The sequence below is a fragment of the Serratia sp. JUb9 genome (assembly GCF_014298095.1).
Taxonomy (GTDB): domain Bacteria; phylum Pseudomonadota; class Gammaproteobacteria; order Enterobacterales; family Enterobacteriaceae; genus Serratia_B; species Serratia_B rhizosphaerae.
The window spans coordinates 369237-394333 of record NZ_CP060416.1 but is presented as its reverse complement, the minus strand read 5'-3'; the positions used below and the strand labels follow the sequence as shown (position 1 = coordinate 394333).

The window sequence follows — 25097 nt, the reverse complement described above, 5'->3', positions numbered from 1 at the left end:
CGTTCAGGAGACTCATAATGAAAGCTGCAGTTGTTAATCAGGATCACTCGGTCGGCATCGTGGATAAACAGCTGCGCCCGCTGGAACACGGCGAAGCGCTGCTCAGTATGGAGTGCTGCGGCGTCTGCCATACCGATCTGCACGTCAAAAACGGTGATTTCGGTGATAAGACCGGCGTCATCCTCGGCCATGAAGGCATCGGCGTGGTGAAGGCGATCGGCCCCGGCGTCAGCTCGCTGAAAGTTGGCGACCGCGCCAGCGTCGCCTGGTTCTACCAGGGCTGCGGACACTGCGAATACTGTAACAGCGGCAACGAAACCCTGTGCCGCGAGGTGAAGAACGCCGGCTACAGCGTGGACGGCGGGATGGCGGAAGAGTGCATCGTGGTGGCCGACTACGCGGTAAAAGTGCCGGACGGGCTGGATTCGGCGGCCGCCAGCAGCATCACCTGCGCCGGCGTCACCACCTACAAGGCGGTGAAAATATCGGGCATTGCCCCCGGCCAGTGGATTGCCATTTACGGCCTGGGCGGCCTCGGCAACCTGGCGCTGCAGTATGCGAAAAACGTCTTTAACGCCAAGGTGATCGCCATCGACGTCAATGACGCACAGCTGAAATTCGCCAGCGAAATGGGCGCCGATTTGTTGATTAACTCCCGTACGGAAGACGCGGCACAGATCATCCAGGATAAAGTCCAGGGCGCGCACGCCGCGGTAGTGACTGCGGTAGCCAAGGCGGCATTCAACTCGGCGGTGGACGCCATGCGTGCCGGCGGCCGCATCGTTGCCGTCGGCCTGCCGCCGGAGTCGATGAGCCTGAATATCCCGCGGCTGGTGCTGGACGGCATTCAGGTGGTCGGTTCGCTGGTCGGCACCCGTGAAGATTTAAAAGAGGCGTTTCAGTTCGCCGCCGAAGGCAAGGTGGTGCCCACCGTTACCAAACGTCCGGTGGAGGATATCAACGCCATTTTCCAGGAAATGGAACAGGGCAAGATCAAAGGCCGCATGGTGATCGACTTCCTGTCCCGCTGAACTCCGGCAGCCAACCGGCAATAAAAAAACCCGCCGCGGCGGGTTTTTTGTTATTCACGGACGCGGTTCAAGCCTTAGCGCCACGCTTTAAAGCGGTTGATCAGGCCGTTGGTGGAGCTGTCGTGGCTGCCGATCTGCTCACCGCCCGCCAGTTCCGGCAGGATGCGGTTAGCCAGCTGTTTGCCCAGCTCCACGCCCCACTGGTCGAAGGTGAAGATATTCAGGATCGCGCCCTGGGTGAAGATTTTGTGCTCATACAGCGCAATCAGGCTGCCCAGGCTGAACGGTGTGATCTCACGCAGCAGGATGGAGTTGGTCGGACGGTTGCCCTCGAACACTTTGAACGGCGCCACATGCTGCACCTCTTCCGGCTTTTTGCCCTGCGCGGCAAATTCCGCCTCAACGGTCTCCAGCGATTTGCCGAACGCCAGCGCTTCGGTCTGGGCGAAGAAGTTGGACAGCAGCTTGGCGTGATGGTCGCTCAGCGGGTTATGGCTGACCGCCGGCGCGATAAAGTCGCAAGGAACCAGTTTGGTGCCCTGGTGAATCAGCTGGTAGAACGCATGCTGACCGTTGGTGCCCGGCTCGCCCCAGATGATTGGGCCGGTCTGGTAGTCCACCGGGTTGCCGTTGCGATCGACATACTTGCCGTTGGATTCCATATTGCCCTGCTGGAAGTACGCGGCAAAACGGTGCATATACTGGTCATACGGCAGAATGGCTTCGGTTTCAGCGCCGAAGAAGTTGTTGTACCAGATGCCGATCAGCGCCAGCAGTACCGGCAGGTTCTGCTCCGCCGGCGTCTGCGCGAAGTGTTTATCCATTGCATGCGCGCCGCTCAGCAGCTGTTCGAAGTTGTCAAAGCCGATGGACAGCGCAATCGACAGGCCGATGGCGGACCACAGGGAATAACGGCCGCCGACCCAGTCCCAGAATTCGAACATGTTGTCGGTGTCGATGCCGAACTCACCGACCGCTTTGGCGTTGGTCGACAGCGCGGCGAAGTGTTTGGCCACGTGCTGCCGATCGCCCGCCGTCTGCAGGAACCAATCGCGCGCGCTGTGGGCGTTGGTCATGGTTTCCTGAGTGGTGAAGGTTTTGGAGGCCACCAGGAACAGGGTCGTTTCCGGGTTCAGCGGCTTCAGCGTTTCGGCGATATGGGTGCCGTCAACGTTGGAGACAAAGTGCATGTTCAGGTGGTTTTTATACGGGCGCAGCGCCTCGGTCACCATGTAAGGGCCCAGGTCGGAGCCGCCGATGCCGATGTTGACCACGTCGGTGATCGCTTTACCGGTATAGCCGGTCCACGCGCCGCCGATCACGCGTTCGCAGAACTGCTTCATCTTCGCCAGCACCGCGTTCACTTCCGGCATCACGTCTTTGCCGTCAACGATAATCGGCGTGTTGCTGCGGTTGCGCAGCGCCACGTGCAGCACCGCGCGGTCTTCGGTGCGGTTGATTTTTTCGCCGGAGAACATGGCTTTGATCGCGCCCTGCAAATCCGTCTCTTGCGCCAGCGCCTGCAGCTTGGTCAGCGTCTCCGCGGTAATGCGGTTTTTGGAGTAATCCACCAGCATCTGGTCGTCGAAGGTGGCGGAGAACTTGGAGAAACGCTCGCTATCCTGGGCAAACAGATCGCCGATCTGTACGTCTTTCATTTGTTCAAAATGTTGCTGCAGGGCTTGCCAAGCAGCGGTTTGACTAGGATTGATATTTTTCATAGCAACGCTCTTATGCTTGAGAATGAATATGACGTGATTGTCCGATTGTAGCCTGTTAGAGCGTGATTATGATCTCTTTTCTTGCGATAGGCGCTAACTGTCAATGCGTAGCCGCATCGTTTCAGCTTTTTCCCTATAATTGAGCTAACGGCCTGTTATCAGGCCGATCTGGTTGTCATCAAATTGTGTCATTGTTGACCATATCGTTGTTGAAAGGGATCGCTCTCATGGAACTCTCCGCCCCGTTGATGTTGGTGGTTATCGGCTTAAGCTCGCTGCTGGCGCAGTGGCTCGCCTGGTTATTACGCCTGCCGGCAATACTGCCGCTGTTGCTGTTCGGCATTATTTTAGGCCCGGTGGTGCATCTGGTGCAGCCGGACGGGCTATTCGGCGATCTGCTGTTTCCGCTGGTGTCGCTGTCGGTGGCGATCATCCTGTTTGAAGGCGCGCTGACGCTGCGGGTGGAGGAGATCCGCGGGCTGGGCGGCGTGGTGCGCAATCTGGTCACCGTCGGCATGCTGGCGACCTTTATGACCATCGGCGTCGCCTGCTGGTGGCTGCTGGACTTTCCGCCGGAACTGGCAGCGCTGATCGGCGCGGTGACGGTGGTTACCGGCCCGACGGTGATCGCCCCGCTGATGCGCGTGGTGCGGCCGAACGCCAGGATTAACCAGGTGCTGCGCTGGGAAGGGATTGTGATCGATCCGGTCGGCGCCATCTTCACCCTGCTGGTGTTTGAATTTATCGTGCTGCAGCAGAACGCCGAATCCTATACCCATCTGTTCTGGACGCTCGGCGTCACCGCCGCCGTCGGGCTGATTGCCGGCGCGCTGTTCGGCTACCTGCTGGGCATTGCGCTGCGCCGCGTCTGGCTGCCGCGCTATCTGCAGAACCTGGCGGTGCTGGCGATTATGCTCACCGCCTTTGGCCTGTCCAACGCGCTGGCTGACGAATCCGGCCTGCTGACCGTGACGGTGATGGGCATTTGGCTGGCCAATATGCGCGACGTGGACACCAGCGATATTCTGGCCTTTAAGGAGGAGCTGTCGGCGATTCTGATTTCGGCGCTGTTTATTATTCTGGCCGCCCGGCTGGATATCAACGCGCTGTGGCAGATGGGCTGGCCGCTGTTGGTTTTGCTGCTGGTGGTGCAGTTTATCGCCCGCCCGCTGTGCATTGCGCTGTCAACCTGGCGCTCCAGCCTGCACTGGCGCGACCGCCTGCTGCTGTGCTGGATCGCGCCGCGCGGCATCGTGGCGGCGGCGGTCAGTTCGCTGTTTGCCCTGACCCTGCAGCGCAACGGTTATGCAGGCGCAGACCGGCTGGTGACGGTGGTGTTCGCCATTATTATCGGCACCGTGGTGCTGCAAAGCCTGACCAGCGGCATTATCGCCCGCTGGCTACGGGTACAGCAGCAGAAACCGCGCGGCGTGCTGATCGTCGGCGCCAACGGCGTGGCGCGCACGCTGGCGCAGGCGCTGATGAAAATGAACGTGCCGGTGATGGTCACCGACAGTAGCTGGGAGTATTACCGCCAGGCGCGGATGGAGGGCATTCCCGCCTATTACGGCCATGCCTACTCGGAACACGCCGACAACACCCTCGATCTGAGCGACACCGCCCAGGTGCTGGCGTTGTCGCCCAACCGCCACCAAAACGCGCTGGCGGTGTACCACTTCGGCCATATTTTCGGCGACGATCACGTGTTCGCCATCCGCTCCGGCGCGCCGCTGAAGGGACGCGCCAACAGCACGGAAAGTTCCCGCTTCCGCCGCCATGAGATCCTGTTCAATCACGAGGCGACCTACGCCCGCCTGAGCAGCCTGATCGCCAAAGGCGCCGTCATCAAGGTGACCCGCCTCAACGACAACTTTGGCTGGCCGGAATATCTGGAGAAAAACCGCGGCGTCATCCCGCTTTTTTATCAGCGAGAAGACGGCAGTTTGCAACCGATCGGCGCGGGTTCAACGCCAACTATGCCCTGCACGCTGATTGCGCTGGTGCAAGATGAAAAACCCTCAACGCCCGGCCGTTGACAGCAGCGGTTAAACCGGCTATTCCTATCAGCCTACTTGCGCACCCGTGCGCAAGCCAGAAGAGGCGCGTCGCCCAGGTACAGTGTCGGAGGAGCCGTTATCCCATGACGGCACTGGAGGGGGAGCGACGCCGAGGTACGCCGCCCATTCGGCTAAGCGGCGTGTCGGCTACAGGGGCTGAATCCCCTGGGTTGTCACCAGGACTGTCCATGGCGGACAGTCGGCAAGGTGGGGCGCTTCTGGGTGTATCGTAGCAACCCCTACGTCTGCTCCCTGTTTACCGCTCTCCCCCGTGCCAAGGCTTATTAGCGATAGAGTCGTCAGATACGATATCCCTGACACGAGGTTTTTTTACATGAATCAAGCAGCACCCCAATCTTCCCCCGTGGTGGCCAAGTTCGGCGGCACCAGCGTCGCCGATTTTGAGGCCATGAACCGCAGCGCCGACGTGGTTCTGGGTAATCCTGACGTACGCCTGGTGGTGCTTTCCGCCTCCGCGGGCGTCACCAATCTGCTGGTGGCGCTGGCCGCCGGCAGCGAAAGCGAGCAGCGCAGCTATCAGCTCGACGAAATCCGCCGTATCCAATACGCCATTCTCGATCGCCTGGACAACCCCGCCGTCGTCCGCGAGGAGATCGACCGCATGCTGGAAAATATCGCCATGCTGTCGGACGCGGCCGCGCTGGCCACCTCCAGCGCACTGACCGATGAGCTGGTCAGCCACGGCGAGCTGATGTCCACCCTGCTGTTTGTAGAGATTCTGCGCCAGCGCCAGGCGCAGGCCGAATGGTTCGACGTGCGCAAGGTGATGCATACCGATGACCACTTCGGCCGGGCGACGCCGGACGGCGCGGTGCTGAAAGAGCTGGCGCAGACGCTGCTGCAGCCGCGCCTGCAAACGTCGCTGGTGGTCACCCAGGGCTTTATCGGCAGCGAAGCGAAAGGCCGCACCACCACGCTGGGCCGCGGCGGCAGCGACTATACCGCCGCGCTGCTGGGCGAAGCGCTGAACCTCAGCCGGGTGGATATCTGGACCGACGTACCCGGCATTTACACCACCGACCCGCGCGTGGTGCCGGCCGCCAAACGTATCGATAAAATCGCCTTTGAAGAGGCGGCGGAGATGGCCACCTTCGGCGCCAAAGTGCTGCATCCGGCCACCCTGCTGCCGGCGGTGCGCAGCGATATTCCGGTATTTGTCGGCTCCAGCAAGGATCCGGCCGCCGGCGGTACGCTGGTGTGCAACACCACCGAAAACCCGCCGCTGTTCCGCGCGCTGGCGCTGCGCCGCAAACAAACGCTGCTGACGCTGCACAGCCTGAATATGCTGCACGCCCGCGGCTTCCTGGCGGAAGTGTTCAGCATTCTGGCACGCCACAATATCTCGGTGGATCTGATCACCACCTCTGAAGTCAGCATCGCGCTGACCATGGACACCACCGGCTCCACCTCCAGCGGCAGCAGCCTGCTGACCACCGCGCTGCTGACCGAACTCTCCTCGCTGTGCCGGGTGGAAGTGGAAGAAGACCTGGCTCTGATCGCGCTGATCGGCAATAAGCTGTCGCGCGCCTGCGGCGTCGGCAAAGAGGTGTTCGGCGTGATGGATCCGTTCAATATCCGCATGATTTGCTACGGCGCCAGCAACTACAACCTGTGCTTCCTGGTGCCGGGCAGCGATGCCGAGCAGGTGGTACGCACCCTGCACCATAATCTGTTCGAATAAGCCATACTGACAGGCGGTGGGCACGGCAGGCTGCGCCCACCGCCTGATAACCCTGCCTGCCGCATTCTGACTAAAAAAAACACAACACAACACAACACAACACAACACAACACAACACAACACAACACAACAACCATCCGCGTTATTTGGCCCAAGGAAAACCCGAATCATGTTGGCAACCTTCACCCGATTATTCCCGCTGTGGGCGGTGCTGCTCTCCGTCGCCGCCTACTACACGCCCGCCACCTTTACCGGCATCAGTCCTTACGTCAGCCCGCTGCTGATGCTGATTATGTTCGCCATGGGCGTCACGCTGCGGCTGGACGATTTTAAACGCGTGCTGGCGCGCCCCGGCCCGGTGGCGGCCGGCATCTTTCTGCACTATCTGATTATGCCGCTGGCGGCCTGGCTGTTGGCGATGCTGTTTCATATGCCGCCGGACCTGTCCGCCGGGATGGTGCTGGTCGGCAGCGTCGCCAGCGGCACCGCCTCCAACGTGATGATCTATCTGGCCAAGGGGGACGTGGCGCTGTCGGTAACCATCTCCGCCGTTTCCACCCTGGTTGGCGTGTTCGCCACGCCGCTGCTGACGCGCCTGTACGTCGACGCCGACATCAGCGTCGATATCGTCGGCATGCTGCTGAGCATTCTGCAGATCGTGGTGATCCCGATCGGCCTCGGCCTGATTGTCCATCATCTGTTCGGCAAAGCGGTCAAACGGCTTGAGCCGCTGCTGCCGCCGCTGTCGATGGTGTGTATTCTGGCGATCATCAGCGCCGTGGTGGCCGGCAGCCAAAGCCATATCGCCTCCGTCGGTCTGGTGGTGATTATCGCGGTGATTCTGCATAACGCCATCGGCCTGCTGAGCGGCTACTGGGGCGGCAAGCTGTTCGGCTTTGACGAGTCCACCTGCCGCACGCTGGCGATTGAGGTCGGCATGCAGAACTCAGGGCTGGCGGCGACGCTGGGCAAAATCTACTTTACGCCGCTGGCCGCCCTGCCGGGCGCGCTGTTCTCGGTATGGCACAACCTCTCCGGCTCGCTGCTGGCGGGTTATTGGTCCGGGCGGCCGATTAAGCCGGCGAAAAAATAATGCCGGCGCAAACGCCGGCATCACGTTGATAACAAGCAGGGGCGCCAGTGCGCCCCGTTTTTTTGCCGCTACAGCGTTCTCGGCGTATCTTCCCAGTCGCGCTCATCATCACGCTCATCCTGATCCAGCACGTTGTACGCCACCGCGCAGAACAGCGAGTTCAGACGCTTCATATCCCCCAGCAACCCCAGATGCAGCGAACTGGTCTCGATACTCTGCACGTTCTGTTGGTGCAGACGATCGACGTGCGCGTGAGCATAACGCCGGTCCAGAATGCGGAAGCGGTGTTTGGAACGGCGCAGGCGTTTGGCGCTGGTGAGATCCGCCGACAGGAACACCGACAGGCTCAGGCGCAGGTTGGCCACCAGCCGCTCATGCAGCGCGTCCAGCTCCGCCAGCCCCTCCGGCGAGAACCCACGCCGCGCCGCGTGGGACTTGGCCGCGACATCGCCCGTCATCCGTTCGATGATGTCCCCGGCCTGCTCCAGGTTCAGCGCCATCTCGATAATCTCCGCCCAGCGGCGCGAGTCTTCCTCGCCCAGATCCTCTTTCTGAATTTGCGCCAGGTAGAGTTTTATCGCGGTGTACAGCACGTCGACATCGTCATCCAGCCGGCGCACCTCTTTGTCCTGCCCCAGTTTGCCATGCAGCACTTCGTGCTGCAGGATCAGCATATGCTCCACCACGTCGCCCATGCGCAGCGTTTCGCGCGCCGCATTGGCCAGCGCCAGCGACGGCGTATCCAGCGCGCTGCTGTCGAGGTGGCGCGGACGCAGGCGCGGGTCTTCTTCCGGCGCATCGGCGATCAACATGCGGCACAGCCGCGCCATCGGGTCGGCCAGCGGAATAAACAGCAAGCAGCGGATCAGGTTGTAGAACACGTGGAAATAGATCACCAGCTCTTCGCCCTGCACCGGCAGCCTGGCCATCCAGTCCGCGAGATAGGAGACAAACGGCAGCAACAGCGCGCTGCCCAGCAGCTTGAACAGCAGACTGCCCAGCGCCACGCGCCGTCCGGCCGCGTTCTGCCCGCTGCTGTTGATGCTCGCCAGCAGGCCGCTGCCGAGGTTGGCGCCGATCACCAGACACAGCGCCACCTTCAGCGAAATCACGCCGGAGGCGGTCAGCGTCGCAGTCAGCAGCACCGCCGCCAGGCTCGAATAGCTGATGATGGCAAACAGCGCGCCGGTCAGCGCGTCCAGCATCACATCGCCGGTCAGGGAGGAAAACAGCACTTTGACGCCGGCCGCCTGGGTGATCGGCGTCGCCGCCGCCACAATCAGCTCCAGCGCCAGCACGATCAGGCCAAGGCCGATAAATACCCGCCCCACCTGCCCCACGCGCGTCTGTTTGCGGCTGAGGAATAAAATGACGCCGACGAAAATCAGCAGCGGCGACAGCCAGGAGAGATCGAAGGTCAGCACCCGCGCCATCAGTGCGGTGCCGACGTCGGCGCCCAGCATGATCACCAGCGCAGGCGCCAGCCCCACCAGCCCCTGGGCGACAAAGGAAGTGACCAGCAGCGCGGTGGCGTTGCTGCTCTGTACCAGCGCGGTGACGCCGATGCCGGAAGCGAACGCCAGCGGTTTTTTCTCCACGCTGTCGCTCAAGATGCGGCGCAGATTGGCGCCGTAAACCCGCATAATTCCGGTGCGCACGATGTGGGTGCCCCACACCAGCAGCGCCACGGCGGAAAGCAGGTGAAGAAGGGTCAACACGGAAGGAACGCTCCCTTAACGTCCGGCAAGCTGGGCCATCCTGCCTGCCGGGCGTGAAAAAGGCAGGACAGCAAAACGGCGACGGGCCACATCCGCCAGGCGCTCAGCGCCGGCTTCCCTGGCCCGGAAAAAATGCTGCAACTTACCGTAATGTAACAGATTCGACGTGCAGATCAATTAACCGCCCTTCAACGGCAGGCGGCACGATTGCGCTGGCGCAGCCGGCGGCAAGCCCTTACTATCGGGCAGGATAAAGACGCGCTCATGAAGAGCAACGGCTACGAAAAACAAGGATGAAAGATGAGCAGACTGGAGAATAAAACCGCGCTGATCACCGGCGGCGCATCGGGCATCGGCCTGGCTATCGCCCAACGCTTTCTGGAAGAGCAGGCGCAGGTGATCATCACCGATATCGCCCCGCGTCGCGGGCAGCAGGCGCTGACGCAGCTTGCCGCCTACGGCGGGAAAATCCGCTATCTGCCCCACGACGTCACCAGCGAGAAGGAGTGGCAGACGGTATTCGAACAGCTGCGCCACTGGGCGCCGCGCCTGGATATTCTGGTCAATAACGCCGGCATCAGCCTGTACAAAAATATCGAGCAGACCTCCTACCGGGAGTGGAAAAAGATGCTGGCGGTCAATCTGGACGGCGTGTTCCTCGGCACCCGACAGGGCATTATGGCGATGAAGGCGCACGGCGGCAGCATTATCAATATCAGCTCGATTGAGGGACTGGTGGGCGACCCGAACCTGCCGGCCTACAACGCCGCCAAAGGCGGCGTGCGCCTGCTGACCAAGTCCGCTGCGCTGCATGCCGCCCGCAGCCGCTACGGCATCCGCATTAACAGCATTCACCCCGGTTATATTCATACGCCGATGATCGGCAATGACCCGGAAATGCTGCGGCAGTTAACGGCGCTGCACCCGATCGGCCATCTGGGCGAGGCGCGGGATATCGCCAACGCGGCGTTGTTTCTGGCCAGCGACGAATCGGCATTCGCCACCGGCACAGAGCTGGTGGTTGACGGCGGCTACACCGCGCAATAGCCCGGCACGCTTAGTCAGCGTCGTACCCCAGGTTCGGCGCCAGCCAGCGCTCTACCTCGCTGATGCTCATGCCTTTACGCGCCGCGTAGTCTTCCACCTGATCGCGCTGGATTTGCGCCACCGCGAAATACTTGCTCTGCGGATGGCTGAAGTACCAGCCGGAGACCGATGCCCCCGGCCACATGGCGAACGATTCGGTCAGTTGCATGCCGGTATGGCGCTCCACATCCAGCAACTGCCAGATCTGCGCTTTCTCGGTATGTTCCGGGCAGGCCGGGTAGCCCGGCGCCGGGCGAATCCCCTGATAGTTCTCGCGAATCAGCTCTTCGTTGCTCAGGCTTTCATCCGCAGCGTAGCCCCAGTGCAGCTTGCGCACCTGTTCGTGCAGATATTCGGCGAACGCCTCCGCCAGGCGGTCCGACAGCGCCTTCACCATGATTTTATTGTAATCATCGTGCTGTGCGTCGTAGGCCGCCGCCAGCGCGTCCTCCTCCAGCCCGCCGGTGACGGCAAACGCGCCGAAGTAGTCCGCCTTGCCGCTGCTTTTCGGCGCGATAAAGTCCGCCAGGCAATAGTTGGCAAAGTCGCTTTTCTCGGTCTGCTGACGCAGATGACGGCTGACCGCCAGCAGCGTATCACGCTGCTCGTCGCGGTAGATTTCGATGTCGTCACCGATGCGGTTGGCCGGGAACAGGCCGTACACGCCGCGCGGATTGAGACTGCCGGAAGCCGCCAGCACGTCGAGCATCTGGTTGGCGTCATGGAACAGTCGTTTGGCCTCGTCCCCCACCACCTCATCTTGCAGAATACGCGGGTATTTGCCCGCCAGCGACCAGGTCATAAAGAACGGCGTCCAGTCGATATAAGGGCGTAGGGCGGCGATATCCGCCTGCACCGGGAAAACGCCCAGTTGCTGCGGCACCGGCGGCGTGTAGCTTTCCCACTCCAGCCGGGTAGCGTTGTCGCGTGCCTGCTGCAGGCTGACCGGCGGCGTGCGCGGTTTTTTACGCGCGTGCTGAATACGCACGGTTTCATACTCTTTGCGCGTGCGGGCGACGAATTCGTCGCGCTGCGTCGCCGACAGCAGCGCCGCCACCACCCCGACGGTACGCGAGGCGTTCTGCACATAGGTGGTCGGCCCGCTGTAGTTCTGCTCAATCTTCACCGCGGTATGCGCTTTGGAGGTGGTGGCGCCGCCGATCAGCAGCGGCAGGGTAAAGCCCTGGCGCTCCATCTCTTTAGCCACGTTGACCATCTCATCCAGCGACGGGGTGATCAGGCCGGAGAGACCAATAATATCGACGTTCTCTTCGCGCGCGGTTTTCAGGATCTTGTCGGTCGGCACCATCACGCCGAGGTCGATAATCTCGTAGTTGTTGCACTGCAGCACCACGCCGACGATATTTTTGCCGATGTCATGCACATCGCCCTTCACCGTCGCCAGCAGCACTTTGCCCGCAGTGGTGCCCTGCTGCTTGCTGGCCTGAATATAAGGTTCAAGATAGGCGACCGCCTGTTTCATCACGCGCGCCGACTTCACCACCTGCGGCAGGAACATTTTGCCCTCGCCAAACAGATCGCCCACCACGTTCATACCGGCCATCAGCGGCCCTTCAATCACTTCGATTGGCCGCTCCGCCTGTTGGCGCGCCTCTTCGGTATCCTGCTCGATAAATTCGGTAATGCCCTTCACCAGCGCATATTCCAGCCGCTTCACCACCGGCCAATCGCGCCACTCCGCCTGCTGAATATCGGCCTCTTTATCTTTGCTGCCGCGGTATTTTTCCGCCAGCGCCAGCAGCCGCTCAGTGCCGTCGTCGCGCCGGTTGAGGATCACATCCTCAACCGCCTCGCGCAGTTCGTCGGAGAGATCGTCATAAATCGCCAGCTGTCCGGCGTTGACGATGCCCATATCCATGCCGTTGCGGATCGCATGGTAGAGAAACACCGCGTGGATCGCTTCGCGCACCGGATCGTTGCCGCGGAAGGAGAATGAAACGTTGGAAACGCCACCGGAGATCATCGCGTGCGGCAGATGGGTTTTGATGTCGCCGCAGGCTTCGATAAAGTCGACGGCATAGTTGTTATGCTCGTCGATGCCGGTCGCCACAGCGAAGATATTCGGGTCGAAAATGATGTCTTCCGGCGGGAAACCGACCTTTTCGGTCAGGATCTGGTAGGCACGGCGGCAGATGTCAAATTTGCGCTCGCGGGTGTCCGCCTGGCCGACTTCGTCGAATGCCATCACCACCACCGCCGCGCCGTAACGGCGCACCAGTTTGGCGTGGTGAATAAAGGCCTCTTCCCCTTCTTTCATCGAGATTGAGTTAACGATGCCCTTGCCCTGGATACACTGCAGCCCTTTCTCGATCACCTCCCATTTCGAGGAGTCGATCATGATCGGCACGCGGGCGATATCCGGTTCGCCGGCGATCAGGTTAAGGAAGCGCACCATCGCCGCTTCCGCGTCGAGCATCCCCTCATCCATATTGATATCGATAATCTGCGCGCCGCTTTCCACCTGCTGCAGCGCCACCTCCAGCGCCTCGGCGTATTTATCCTCTTTGATCAGCCGCTTGAAACGGGCCGAACCGGTGACGTTGGTGCGCTCGCCCACGTTGACGAACAGCGTGTCGGCGTCGATATTCAGCGGCTCCAGACCAGACAGGCGGCAGGCCACCGGCAGCTGCGGCAGCTGACGCGGCGGCACGCCCTCAACCGCTTTGGCCATCGCGGCAATATGTTCCGGCGTGGTGCCGCAGCAGCCGCCGATAATGTTCAGAAAACCAGACTGCGCCCACTCGCCCACCTGGCTCGCCATCTCTTGCGCGTCGAGATCGTATTCGCCGAAGGCGTTGGGCAGGCCGGCGTTCGGGTGTGCGGTGACGTAGCCTTCACAGATGCGCGACAGCTCCGCCACATACTGGCGCAGCTCATCCGGCCCCAGCGCGCAGTTAAGGCCGAAGGTCAGCGGCCTGACGTGACGCAGCGAGTTGTAAAACGCTTCGGTGGTCTGCCCGGACAGGGTGCGGCCGGAGGCATCGGTAATGGTGCCGGAGATCATGATCGGCAGCGTGACGCCCAGCGCCTCAAACTCGCTTTCCACCGCAAACGCGGCGGCTTTGGCGTTCAGCGTATCGAAGATGGTTTCGATCATAATCAGATCGACGCCTCCCTCCACCAGCGCGCGGGTCGATTCGCGGTACGCTTCCACCAGCTGGTTGAAGGAGATATTGCGGAACGCCGGGTCGTTAACATCCGGCGAGATCGAGGCGGTGCGGTTGGTCGGGCCGAGTACGCCGGCCACGTAGCGCGGCTTGTCCGGCGTGCGCGCCGTCCATTCATCGGCGCAGCGGCGTGCCAGACGGGCGGCCTCACGGTTGATCTCGGCCGACAGCGATTCCATATGGTAGTCGGCCATCGCGATGGGGGTGGCGTTAAAGGTGTTGGTTTCGAGGATATCCGCACCCGCTTCCAGGTAGCCGTGGTGGATCGCGCTGATAATTTCCGGCTGGGTCAGCACCAGCAGATCGTTATTGCCTTTCAGATCGCTCTGCCAGTCGGCAAAGCGCGCGCCGCGGTAATCCTGTTCTTCCAGCTTATAGCTCTGGATCATGGTGCCCATACCGCCGTCCAACACCAAAATACGCTGTTCAAGCTGCCGGCGCAGTTGTTCCACTCGATTCGTCACTGTAACCCCTTAATTCCCCGACCTTCTCCGGCGACAAACAGCAGCCTGCCGGCAGGTGTCGGGCAGATATTGCCATCACCCAATCGCTCGAAAATCGATTCATCCTAGCACAGTAAACCACCACAGAGCGCCGGGCGCTGGTTGAGAGTTTTTCAGGTTGCGCGCTAACACATCCGATGAGCGCAAACGCCGCTTGCAATCCATACTTAAAAAACGAAAATAAATTCCATGATACGGAAAAAGGAAGCGTAACCATGGCGACACCCGTTCCCGCCAAACGCGGCAAGAAGCCCCGCAGCGCCGCACCCGCCACCGGCAGCACCACCGGCCAGGTGCAGTCGCTGACCCGCGGCCTGAAACTGCTGGAATATATTGCCGAAGCACAAGGCAATGTCGCGCTGACCGATCTGGCGCAGCAGGCCGGCCTGCCCAATTCCACCACTCACCGTTTACTGACCACCATGCAGCAGCAGGGCTTTGTCCGTCAGGTCGGCGATCTCGGCCTGTGGACCATCGGTTCCCACGCCTTTGTGGTCGGCAGCAGTTTTCTGCAAAGCCGCAACCTGCTGGCCATGGTGCATCCGACACTGCGCCGGCTGATGGAAGAGTCCGGCGAAACCGTCAATCTGGCGGTGATGGACAAGGCCGAATATCAGGCGATTATTATCGATCAGGTGCAGTGCAACGCGCTGATGCGCATGTCGGCGCCAATCGGCGGCAAGCTGCCGATGCACGCATCCGGCGCCGGCAAAGCATTTCTGGCCGCGCTGGCCGATGAGCAGGTCACCAAATTGCTGCATCAGAAGGGTATGCATACTTACACGCCGCGCACCCTGACGCCGCATAACCTGAAGGAAGGGCTGGCGCAGATCCGCAAACAGGGCTTTTCTTTTGATGATGAAGAGCACGCGCTGGGGCTGCGCTGCGTTGCGGCCTGTATTTTCGACGAGCACCGCGAAGCCTTTGCCGCCATCTCCATTTCCGGCCCGGTGTCGCGCATTACCGACGACCGGGTGATCGAACTGGGCGCGCTGGTGATCCATGCCGCAAAAGAGATCAGCCTGGCTTACGGCGGCGTCCGCTGATTCCCCCAACCCTCTCTGCCGGGAGAGGGTTTCCGCGCTTTTCTGCTGATTCCCCGTCTGGGCGTACACATGTTAACCATGTGTAAAATTAAGCTGCCAAATTGTTTCCCTGCTAAGTAAAAGCTTGAAGCCGATCACAGTTAACGATCGTCAAAGGTAAAGCCGTTTGCCTCCTATACAGCTTGCCTCGAAAATGTTACCGATAACATGTTACCGGTAACAGAAGGCGGTAACGCCAATTTCAGGTTTGGGAGCTACACCATGACCAATAATCAAAACCGTATTTACGTCATCATGGGCGTTTCCGGCAGCGGGAAATCCGCCGTTGCCGCCGCGGCAGCCCGCCAATTGTCTGCCGGTTTCCTCGACGGGGATTTCCTGCATCCCCGCAGCAACATTACGAAAATGGCCGAAGGCGTTGCGCTGAATGATGACGACCGCGCCCCCTGGCTGGCCGCGCTCAACGACGCCGCCTTCGCCATGCAGCGCACCAACAACGTCTCCATCATCGTCTGTTCGGCGCTGAAAAAGCATTATCGTGACCGCCTGCGCGCCGGCAACGCCAACCTGTCGTTTATCTATCTGCATGGCGATTTCCCGGTGATCGAAGCGCGCATGGCCGCGCGTAAAGGCCACTTCTTCAAGCCGCAGATGCTGGTCTCACAGTTTGACGCGCTGGAGCAACCCGGCGCCGACGAAAGCGACGTGATGGCCGTGGACATCAACCAGCCGCTTGAGGCGGTGATCGCCGATACGCTGCAGCATATCCGCAGCTTTATGCCGCAGGAGGCGTGCGCGTGAGTACCCTGACATTAGTGGGTACCGCCGTCGGCTCGGTTCTGTTGCTGCTGTTTCTGGTGATGAAGGCGCGCATGCACGCCTTCGTCGCCCTGATGTTGGTTTCCATTGCCGCCGGTATTTTCTCCGGCATGCCGCTGACCACCATCGCCGATACCATGCAAAAAGGCATGGGCGATACGCTGGGCTTTCTGGCGATCGTTGTGGCGCTGGGGGCGATGTTCGGCAAAATCCTGCATGAGGTCGGGGCGCTGGATCAGATTGCCTCCTACCTGCTGAAACGCTTTGGTGAAAACAAGGCGCATTATGCGCTGGGCATCGCCGGTCTGGTGTGTGCGTTGCCGCTGTTCTTCGACGTCGCCATCGTGCTGCTGATCGGCATTGTGTTCGCCGTGGCGCGCCGCACCGACGGCAATATCGTCAAACTGGCTATCCCGCTGTTTGCCGGCGTGGCCGCCGCCGCATCCTTCCTGCTGCCGGGGCCGGTGCCGATGCTGCTGGCCGCCCAGATGAAAGCCGACTTCGGCTGGATGATCGCCATCGGTCTGGTGGCGGCGGTGCTCGGTATGCTGATCGCCGGGCCGCTGTACGGCAGCTTTATCAGCCGCTTTGTGAACTGGCAGATGCCGGCTGACGAAGCCGAACCGGTCAAACTGAAAGGCACCATGCCCTCCTTCGGCTTCAGCCTGGCGCTGGTGCTGTGCCCGCTGGTGCTGGTCGGGATGAAAACCATCGGCGCCCGTCTGGTGACGCCGGGCACGCCGCTGCACGACTGGCTGGAGTTTATCGGCCACCCGTTCACCGCCATCCTGATCGCCTGCCTGATCGTGATTTACGGCCTGGCGAAACCGCGCGGCATGACCAATGAACAGACGCTGGCCATCTGCTCCGCCGCGGTACAGCCGGCCGGGATTATTTTGCTGATGACCGGCGCCGGCGGCGTCTTCAAGCAGATTCTGGTGGATTCCGGCGTAGGCCCGGCGCTGGGCGACGCCATGATCGGCGCGGGCCTGCCCATTGCCGTCGCCTGCTTCGCCCTTTCCGCGCTGGTGCGCGTGCTGCAGGGTTCGGCAACGGTCGCCTGTCTGACCACCGTCGGCCTGGTGCTGCCAATCACCAGCCAGTTGGGACTCGGCGGCGGCCAGCTGGCGGCACTGGCCATCTGTATCGCCGGCGGCTCTATCGTGTTGAGCCACGTTAATGACGCCGGTTTCTGGCTGTTCGGCAAGTTTACCGGCGCCAACGAGATGCAAACGCTGAAAACCTGGACGGTAATGGAAACCATCCTCGGCACCACCGGCGGGGTGGTCGGCATGATCGCCTTCACCCTGTTCTGATTTGACACACCGATAACAACACCAGTAACGGCCCTCGGCATGCCGCCCCCTCTGGGACACCAGCCGCATCCGAGGGCCCCGCCATCCGGCGGGCCTATAACGAAAAAATGTGAGGAAGGTATGATTAACTCAACCCTATCCCGTGTAACGCAACGCATTATTGAACGCTCCAAACCGACCCGCACCGCCTATCTGGCGCGCATTGAGGCAGCCCGCTGTAAAACTGTGCACCGCTCCCAACTGGCCTGCGGCAACCTGGCGCACGGCTTCGCCGCCTGTCAGCCGGATGATAAAACCTCGTTGAAGAACATGGTGCGCAGCGATATCGCCATTATCACCGCCTACAACGATATGCTGTCCGCCCACCAGCCCTATGAAGACTACCCGCAGCGACTGAAAAAGGCGCTGAACGCCGTGGGCGCGGTCGGTCAGGTGGCCGGCGGCGTACCCGCAATGTGCGACGGCGTTACCCAGGGCCAGGACGGTATGGAGCTGTCGCTGATGAGCCGCGATGTGATTGCCATGTCCGCAGCGGTCGGCCTGTCGCATAACATGTTCGACGGCGCGCTGTTCCTCGGCATCTGCGACAAGATCGTGCCGGGGCTGGTGATGTCGGCCCTCTCTTTCGGCCATCTGCCGGCGCTGTTCGTCCCCGCCGGGCCGATGACCAGCGGACTGCCGAATAAAGAAAAAGTGCGCGTGCGCCAGCTGTATGCCGAAGGCAAGGCCGATCGTCAGGCGCTGCTGGAAGCCGAAGCGGCCTCTTATCACAGCATCGGCACCTGCACCTTTTACGGCACCGCCAACACCAACCAGATGATCATGGAAGTGATGGGCCTGCACCTGCCGGGCGCTTCTTTCGTGCATCCGAACACCCCGCTGCGCGACGCGCTGAACGATGCGGCGGCGCGTCAGGTGACGCGTCTGACCGAAACCGCCGGCAACTATCTGCCCATCGGGCGCCTGGTGGATGAGAAGGTGGTGGTTAACGGCATCGTCTCGCTGCTGGCGACCGGCGGCTCCACCAACCTGACCATGCATATGGTGGCAATGGCCCGTGCGGCAGGCATTATCATCAACTGGGATGACTTCTCCGAACTGTCGGAAGCGGTACCGCTGCTGTGCCGGATTTACCCGAACGGCCCGGCGGACATCAACCAGTTCCAGGCCGCCGGCGGCGTACAGCTGGTGGTACGGGAACTGCTGCAGCATGGCCTGCTGCATCAGGATGTGCATACCGTCGCCGGCTTCGGCCTGGAGCGCTATACCCAAGAGCCGTGGCTGGACAACGGCCAGTTGGCCTGGCGCGACGGCGCAGACAGCTCGCTCGACGCCGGCGTGATTGCCAGCATCGCCCAGCCGTTTGAACACCACGGCGGTACCAAGGTGATGTCCGGCAACCTTGGCCGTGCGGTGATGAAAACCTCCGCCGTACCGGCGGACAACCAGATTATCGAGGCGCCGGCGGTGGTGTTTGAAAGCCAGCACGATATCGTACCGGCGTTTGAAGCCGGCCAGCTGGACAAAGATTGCGTGGTCGTGGTGCGCTTCCAGGGACCACAGGCCAACGGCATGCCGGAACTGCACAAACTGATGCCGCCGCTGGGCGTGCTGATGGACCGCGGCTTCAAGGTAGCGCTGGTTACCGACGGCCGCCTGTCCGGCGCCTCCGGCAAGGTGCCTTCCGCCATCCACGTGACGCCGGAAGCGTACGCCGGCGGCGCGCTGGCGAAAGTGCGCAACGGCGATATGATCCGCGTTAACGGCCGCAGCGGCGAGCTGACGCTGCTGGTCGATGAGGCCGAACTGGCGGCGCGCGAGGCTTATCAACCCGATCTGAGCGCAGAACACGTCGGCTGCGGCCGCGAGCTGTTCGGCGCATTACGCAGCCAGCTGTCCGGTGCCGAACAGGGCGCCTGCTGCATTACATTTTAACCGCAAGCGGCGTGCGGCTGGGGGCGTCAACCATCAGCCGCCTGCCGCCTGAGGTCTATTCTGGAGAGGAACCGTCTATGAATAACTGGAAAACAAGCGCTGAGCAGATCCTGACGTCCGGCCCGGTCGTCCCGGTCATCGTCATCAATAAACTGGAGCATGCGGTGCCGCTGGCAAAAGCATTGGTTGCCGGCGGCGTGCGCGTGCTGGAAGTGACGCTGCGCACCGACTGCGCGCTGGACGCCATCCGCGCCATCGCCAATGAGGTGCCTGAAGCCATTATCGGCGCGGGCACCGTGATTAACGCCCAGCAGTTGCAGGCAGTCACCGACGCCGGCGCGCAGTTCGCCATCAGCCCCGGCCTGACCGACTCCCTGCTGCAGGCCGCTACCGCCGGCAGCATTCCGCTGATTCCGGGCATCAGCAGCGTCTCAGAACTGATGCTGGGTATGGATTACGGCCTGCGCGAGTTTAAATTCTTCCCGGCCGAAGCCAACGGCGGCGTGAAGGCCCTGCAGGCGATCGGCGGCCCGTTCCCGCAGGTGCGTTTCTGCCCGACCGGCGGCATTTCGCCGAACAACTATCGCGACTATCTGGCGCTGAAAAGCGTGCTGTGCATCGGCGGCTCCTGGCTGGTGCCAGCGGACGCGCTGGAAAGCGGCGACTACGGGCGCATTACCGAGCTGGCGCGTGCGGCCGTGGCCGGCGCCAACGCATAATCGTAGCGGGCGCAGCCAGACTGCGCCCTACGCCGTGGCCGACAGCGGCGCTGCGCCGCGCTGGCTAAAGCGCCGCCTTTTGCGGTAGGCGAAGACGTCTTCTACATGCCCCTGGCGGATACGCTGCTGCAGGCCCCGCCAATACTCCGCCTCAAACAGATCGCCGTGCAACGCCTCGAAAACCTGGCGGATACGCGGATCGCTGCACAGAAAATGGCGAAACTCCTCGGGGAACACGTCGTTGGGCGCGATGCTGTACCACGGCTCGCTGGCCAATTCGTCTTCCGGATAGCGCGGCGGCGGAATATCGCGGAAGTTCACCTCGGTCATATAGCAGATTTCATCGTAATCGTAGAACACCACCCGCCCGTGGCGCGTCACGCCAAAGTTTTTAAACAGCATATCCCCCGGGAAAATATTCGCCGCCGCCAGCTGTTTGATGGCGTTGCCGTACTCTTCAATCGCGTCATGCGTCTGCTGCTCGTCGGCCTGCTCCAGGTACAGATTCAGTGGCGTCATGCGACGCTCCATATACAGGTGGCGGATAATGATGCGGTCGCCCAGATCCTCCAGCTTTTCCGGCACCTCACGCTGCAATTCCGCCAGCAGTTCCGGGCTGATGCGCGCCTTGTCGATGACAAAGTTCTCATACTCCTGAGTATCGGCCATCCGCCCGACCCGGTCATGCTCCTTTACCAGTTGGTAGCAGGCCATCACCTGCGCCGGCGTCACCTCTTTCTGCGGCGCAAAACGGTCCTTAATCACTTTGAAGACCCGATCGAACGACGGCAGGGTAAACACCAGCATCACCATGCCCTTCACCCCCGGCGCAATAATAAATTGCTCCTGCGAGCGGGCCATAAACGTCAGGTATTCGCGATAGCATTCGGTTTTACCGTGCTTCTGGCAGCCAATCGCCATATACAATTCGGCGGTGGTTTTACCCGGTAAGATTTCCCGCAGCCATTCGACCATCGCCGCCGGCAGCGGTGCATACACCATAAAATAAGAGCGGGCGAAGCCAAAGACGATGCTGGCCTCTTCTTTGCTGGTCAGGCAGGTATCGATAAACAGCGCGCCGGATTCGCTGTGGTGAATCGGCAGCAGAAAAGGGAATACGCCACCCGTGGTGCGCAGCTTGCCTACCAGCCAGGCGGCCTTATTGCGATAAAACAGTTCGTTGGCGATTTGAAAGGTGCCGTCGGCCAGCTGCGCCGGCGCAAATGCCTGCCGCAGCGCCGCCGTGACATAGCGGATATCACGCGCCAGATCCTCCCAGGGCAGGCGCAGCGGCAAATCGGTCAGCAGGGTGTGCAGCATGGCGGACAGATCGCCGTTTGGCACCACGTCGCGCGCCAGCGGACGGGGAATGTCGCGAAAGCGCCGTTCCGGCTGCGAGCTGAAGACAAACAGCTTTTCCGGCGTTAAATCACGGTGCTTAAACAGCCGGCAGTAGACCGAGTTAAAAAAACTCTCGGCGATCTCAAAGCGCGGATACTCCGGCAGCAGTTCGGTGTATACCGCTTTGACCCGACAGGGAAAGTCCGCATCAAAATCTTGCTTGCCGGTAATACATTTCAGCTGTTCCACCACCAGACCAACGTGGTGATCATACAGGTGGATACGCTTTTTCATCGCCTGCTGCACCGCAGGCCAGTCCGCACGTTCAAAACGCTGCTGCGCCCCGGCGGTGACCTCCAGAAAGCGCCCGTACTGCGCATCAAAGCCCTGCAGGATAGTCTGCGCGATCAACAACTCCATTTTTGCTGCCATCGAGATCCTCCCACCATGCCTGTCGGGCCGGGCTGACGCCCGGCCCTGCGCAAGCCAACGTCGAAACGGCTAGAACTGCTGCTCTTCGGTGGAGCCGGTCAGCGCGGTTACCGAGGAGGCGCCGCCCTGAATCACCGTGGTTACCCGATCGAAATAGCCGGTTCCCACCTCCTGCTGGTGCGACGCGAAGGTATAGCCGCGGCTGCTGGCGTCAAACTCCGGCTGCTGCACTTTTTCCACATAGTGTTTCATGCCCTCGCCCTGCGCGTACGCATGGGCCAGGTCGAACATGTTGAACCACATGCTGTGGATGCCGGCCAGGGTAATAAACTGGTATTTGTAGCCCATCGCCGACAGTTCCTCCTGGAAGCGGGCAATGGTCTGGTCGTCGAGGTTCTTTTTCCAGTTGAACGACGGCGAGCAGTTATAGGCCAGCAGCTTGCCGGGGAACTTAGCGTGGATCGCTTCGGCAAAGCGTCTGGCGGCCGCCAGATCCGGCGTAGAGGTTTCACACCACACCAGGTCGGCATAAGGCGCATAGGCCAGCCCGCGGCTGATCGCCTGTTCAATCCCAGCCTGAGTGCGGAAGAAACCTTCCACGGTGCGATCGCCGGTCACGAACTCGCGGTCGTAAGGGTCACAGTCTGAAGTCAGCAGGTCGGCCGCATCGGCATCGGTGCGGGCAATCAGCAGCGTCGGCACGCCCAGCACGTCAGCCGCCAACCGCGCCGCTACCAGCTTCTGAATCGCTTCCTGCGTCGGCACCAGCACTTTCCCCCCCATATGACCGCACTTCTTCACCGCCGCCAGCTGGTCTTCAAAGTGCACGCCGGCGGCGCCGGCCTCTATCATCGCCTTCATCAGCTCAAAGGCGTTCAGCACCCCGCCAAAGCCCGCTTCCGCATCGGCGACGATCGGCAGGAAGTAATCGACATAGCCCTGGCTGCCCGGCTCAATGTTATTCGCCCACTGGATCTGATCGGCGCGTCGGAACGTATTGTTAATCCGTTCCACTACCGCCGGCACGGAATCAACCGGGTACAGCGACTGGTCCGGATACATGGCGGAGGCGGTGTTGGCATCCGCCGCCACCTGCCAGCCCGACAGATATACGGCTTCCACGCCGGCTTTGGCCTGCTGCAGCGCCTGCCCGCCGGTCAGCGCCCCCAGACAGTTGACATAGCCTTTACGCGCGCCGCCGTGCAGCAGCTCCCACAGTTTGGCGGCGCCGTTTTGCGCCAGCGTGCAGACCGGGTTGACCGAACCGCGCAGGTTGATCACATCTTCCGCGCTGTACGGGCGGGTGATGCCTTCCCAACGTGCGGATTTCCATTCCTGTTCCAGCTGTTGGATCTGTTGGCTACGAGAAGTCGTCATAATTGTTATCCTTGCGTTGTAGGGTGAGGAATGGTTCAGGCCAAGAGCTCATAACCCGGCAGGGTCAGAAAATCGATCAGTTCATCTTGCGTGGTGATGCGTTCCATCAGGCGCGCCGCCTCGTCGAACCGGCCGGCGTTAAAGCGCGCTTCTCCCACTTCCTGACGAATGACCAACATCTCTTCGTTCAGCATTTGACGAAACAGCGCCTTGGTGACCAGTTGTCCGTCGCTGAGAGATTTTTCATGATGGATCCACTGCCAGATGGAAGTACGTGAGATTTCCGCCGTGGCGGCATCTTCCATCAGTCCGTAGATCGGTACGCAGCCGTTGCCCGAAATCCACGCTTCGATGTACTGCACCGCCACCCGGATGTTGGCGCGCATACCGGCTTCGGTACGTTCGCCCTCGCATGGCTCCAGCAGTTGCTCGGCAGTAATCGGCGCATCCTGTTCCCGCATCACCTCCAACTGGTTACGACGCTCGCCCAGCACCTGGTCAAACACCGCCATCACGGTATCGGCCAGCCCCGGATGCGCCACCCAGGTGCCATCATGGCCGTTGTCCGCCTCCAACTGTTTGTCTGCCCGCACCTTGTCCAGCACCCAGGCATTTTTTTCCGCATCTTTACTCGGTATAAACGCCGCCATGCCGCCCATGGCAAAGGCACCGCGCCGGTGACAGGTTTTAATCAGCAGGCGGGAGTAGGCGCTCAGGAAGGGTTTATCCATGGTGACCGACTGGCGATCCGGCAATACGCGATCGGCGTGATTCTTCAGCGTTTTGATATAGCTGAAAATATAATCCCAGCGGCCGCAGTTCAGGCCGACGATATGGTCGCGCAGGTGATACAGGATCTCATCCATCTGGAACACCGCCGGCAACGTTTCAATCAGCAGGGTCGCTTTGATGGTGCCCCGCGGCAGGTCGAAACGATCTTCGGTAAAGCTGAACACCTCGCCCCACCAGGCCGCCTCCTGCCACGACTGAGTTTTCGGCAGATAGAAATAGGGGCCGCTGCCATTTTCCAGCAGTTGGCGGTAGTTATGGAAAAAATACAACGCAAAATCGAACAGGCCGCCCGGAATAGCTTCGCCCCGCCACTGCACATGTTTTTCCGGCAGGTGCAGGCCACGCACGCGGGCAATCAATACCGCCGGATCCGGCTTCAACTGGTAAATTTTACCGGCTTCGTTGGTATGGGAGATGGTGCCGTTCACCGCATCGCGCAGGTTGATTTGGCCGTCGATCACCTTGTCCCAGCTGGGCGCCAGCGAGTCTTCAAAGTCCGCCATAAATACTTTCACATTGGCGTTCAGCGCATTGATCACCATCTTGCGTTCAACCGGCCCGGTGATCTCCACGCGGCGATCGCGCAGGTCCTCAGGGATACCGCGTATTTTCCAGTCACTTTCACGAATGGAAGCCGTTTCCGAAATAAAACCAGGCAGCCCACCGCGATCGATCGCTGCCTGTACGTCAACGCGCGCAGCCAGCAATTCATTACGCTGCGGTGTGAACTTGCTGACCAGTTCGGCCAGAAACTCGACCGCACCATCGGTCAGTATCAGTCGGTCTGCCGCACTCAATCCCTGAGTAAACGTTAACTCCGTCCCTACTGTCTGTTGCGTCATTGTCATGCTCCTTCCCATCTTGCCCGCCCATGGCCGCTAGCCGGGGCGCTCTGCTCATCAAATATTGCGCGGGTTCAGGAGGGATAAAACGACCGTAAACTGGTCAGATCTCACCCTGCATGCTTTAAGAATAACCAACAAATAATAAAAATCAAAAACCATTTCCATTTTTAATTTAATTTATATTTTAATCTTTTGTTATCAGTTAATTACGGAAATTTAACAAACAATAGCTACAGGAAAGTAATTCCAATAATTAAAAAACGGAAGGATAACTGACTGTAAATAAAGGAGTTACAGGGCGTTGCATAGAAAGAAAGGAGAAATAAAAAGAGAGAGGGGATGACGGCGGCCTCGATTCAGCCGCCAGGAAAAAATG

General features: G+C 60.8%; 16 protein-coding genes and 1 riboswitch. Of the genes, 10 read left to right on the top strand and 6 right to left on the bottom strand.

What is annotated here, in order from left to right; translation table 11 throughout:
* The first annotated feature begins 17 nt into the window (after positions 1 to 17).
* The gene (adhP, locus tag HF675_RS01875) at positions 18 to 1031 is read left to right on the top strand and encodes an alcohol dehydrogenase AdhP (protein WP_187043956.1); all 1014 of its coding nucleotides are present in this window, start codon (positions 18 to 20) and stop codon (positions 1029 to 1031) included.
* A gap of 74 nt (positions 1032 to 1105) precedes the next feature.
* On the opposite strand, the gene pgi is transcribed toward adhP, so the two are convergent.
* Positions 1106 to 2752, bottom strand: coding sequence for a glucose-6-phosphate isomerase (gene pgi / locus HF675_RS01870; protein WP_105232850.1), 1647 nt, complete (start codon positions 2750 to 2752; stop codon positions 1106 to 1108).
* A gap of 227 nt (positions 2753 to 2979) precedes the next feature.
* Here pgi and HF675_RS01865 point away from each other — a divergent pair, with 227 nt between their 5' ends.
* The 3 genes from HF675_RS01865 to panS all read left to right on the top strand — a co-directional run bounded on the left by HF675_RS01865 (position 2980) and on the right by panS (position 7604).
* Positions 2980 to 4788 carry a sodium:proton antiporter gene (locus tag HF675_RS01865; protein WP_105232851.1) on the top strand — a complete coding sequence of 603 codons (1809 nt, stop codon included), beginning with the start codon at positions 2980 to 2982 and terminating at the stop codon, positions 4786 to 4788.
* Positions 4789 to 4839: 51 nt separating this feature from the next.
* Positions 4840 to 5035: riboswitch (Lysine riboswitch) on the top strand.
* A gap of 108 nt (positions 5036 to 5143) precedes the next feature.
* Positions 5144 to 6511: a lysine-sensitive aspartokinase 3 gene (lysC, locus tag HF675_RS01860; RefSeq protein ID WP_105232852.1), complete on the top strand. Its 1368-nt coding sequence runs from the start codon at positions 5144 to 5146 to the stop codon at positions 6509 to 6511.
* A gap of 169 nt (positions 6512 to 6680) precedes the next feature.
* Positions 6681 to 7604, top strand: coding sequence for a ketopantoate/pantoate/pantothenate transporter PanS (gene panS / locus HF675_RS01855; RefSeq protein WP_105232853.1), 924 nt, complete (start codon positions 6681 to 6683; stop codon positions 7602 to 7604).
* 68 nt (positions 7605 to 7672) lie between these two features.
* On the opposite strand, the gene HF675_RS01850 is transcribed toward panS, so the two are convergent.
* Positions 7673 to 9322 carry a Na/Pi cotransporter family protein gene (locus HF675_RS01850; RefSeq protein WP_105232854.1) on the bottom strand — a complete coding sequence of 550 codons (1650 nt, stop codon included), beginning with the start codon at positions 9320 to 9322 and terminating at the stop codon, positions 7673 to 7675.
* A gap of 300 nt (positions 9323 to 9622) precedes the next feature.
* On the opposite strand from HF675_RS01850, the gene HF675_RS01845 reads away from it, so the two are divergent.
* Positions 9623 to 10369, top strand: a complete 747-nt coding sequence (locus HF675_RS01845; RefSeq protein ID WP_187043955.1) for an SDR family oxidoreductase — start codon at positions 9623 to 9625, stop codon at positions 10367 to 10369.
* Positions 10370 to 10379: 10 nt separating this feature from the next.
* Here the strand turns inward: HF675_RS01845 and metH are convergent, their stop codons facing one another.
* Positions 10380 to 14060 carry a methionine synthase gene (metH, locus tag HF675_RS01840; protein WP_187043954.1) on the bottom strand — a complete coding sequence of 1227 codons (3681 nt, stop codon included), beginning with the start codon at positions 14058 to 14060 and terminating at the stop codon, positions 10380 to 10382.
* A 254-nt stretch (positions 14061 to 14314) separates the two neighbouring features.
* On the opposite strand from metH, the gene iclR reads away from it, so the two are divergent.
* The 5 genes from iclR to HF675_RS01815 all read left to right on the top strand — a co-directional run bounded on the left by iclR (position 14315) and on the right by HF675_RS01815 (position 19934).
* Complete coding sequence (gene iclR, locus HF675_RS01835) at positions 14315 to 15145, top strand: glyoxylate bypass operon transcriptional repressor IclR (RefSeq protein WP_105232857.1); 831 nt, start codon at positions 14315 to 14317, stop codon at positions 15143 to 15145.
* A 261-nt stretch (positions 15146 to 15406) separates the two neighbouring features.
* On the top strand, positions 15407 to 15946 hold the full coding sequence (gene gntK, locus HF675_RS01830) for a gluconokinase (protein ID WP_105232858.1): 540 nt from the start codon (positions 15407 to 15409) through the stop codon (positions 15944 to 15946).
* Positions 15943 to 17280 carry a gluconate transporter gene (gntU, locus tag HF675_RS01825; RefSeq protein WP_105232859.1) on the top strand — a complete coding sequence of 446 codons (1338 nt, stop codon included), beginning with the start codon at positions 15943 to 15945 and terminating at the stop codon, positions 17278 to 17280. The genes gntK and gntU overlap by 4 nt, the downstream gene beginning before the upstream one ends.
* A 120-nt stretch (positions 17281 to 17400) precedes the next feature.
* Positions 17401 to 19215 (top strand): phosphogluconate dehydratase, encoded by a 1815-nt coding sequence (edd, locus tag HF675_RS01820; protein WP_187043953.1) that lies wholly within the window; start codon positions 17401 to 17403, stop codon positions 19213 to 19215.
* Positions 19216 to 19292: 77 nt separating this feature from the next.
* Positions 19293 to 19934 (top strand): bifunctional 4-hydroxy-2-oxoglutarate aldolase/2-dehydro-3-deoxy-phosphogluconate aldolase, encoded by a 642-nt coding sequence (locus tag HF675_RS01815; protein WP_105232861.1) that lies wholly within the window; start codon positions 19293 to 19295, stop codon positions 19932 to 19934.
* 27 nt (positions 19935 to 19961) lie between these two features.
* Here HF675_RS01815 and aceK read toward each other — a convergent pair whose 3' ends face one another.
* The 3 genes from aceK to aceB all read right to left on the bottom strand — a co-directional run bounded on the left by aceK (position 19962) and on the right by aceB (position 24718).
* Complete coding sequence (aceK, locus tag HF675_RS01810; protein WP_105232862.1) at positions 19962 to 21707, bottom strand: bifunctional isocitrate dehydrogenase kinase/phosphatase; 1746 nt, start codon at positions 21705 to 21707, stop codon at positions 19962 to 19964.
* A gap of 69 nt (positions 21708 to 21776) precedes the next feature.
* The gene (aceA, locus tag HF675_RS01805; RefSeq protein ID WP_105232863.1) at positions 21777 to 23084 is read right to left on the bottom strand and encodes an isocitrate lyase; all 1308 of its coding nucleotides are present in this window, start codon (positions 23082 to 23084) and stop codon (positions 21777 to 21779) included.
* Positions 23085 to 23119: 35 nt separating this feature from the next.
* Positions 23120 to 24718: a malate synthase A gene (gene aceB, locus HF675_RS01800; RefSeq protein WP_105232864.1), complete on the bottom strand. Its 1599-nt coding sequence runs from the start codon at positions 24716 to 24718 to the stop codon at positions 23120 to 23122.
* Positions 24719 to 25097 lie beyond the last annotated feature (379 nt).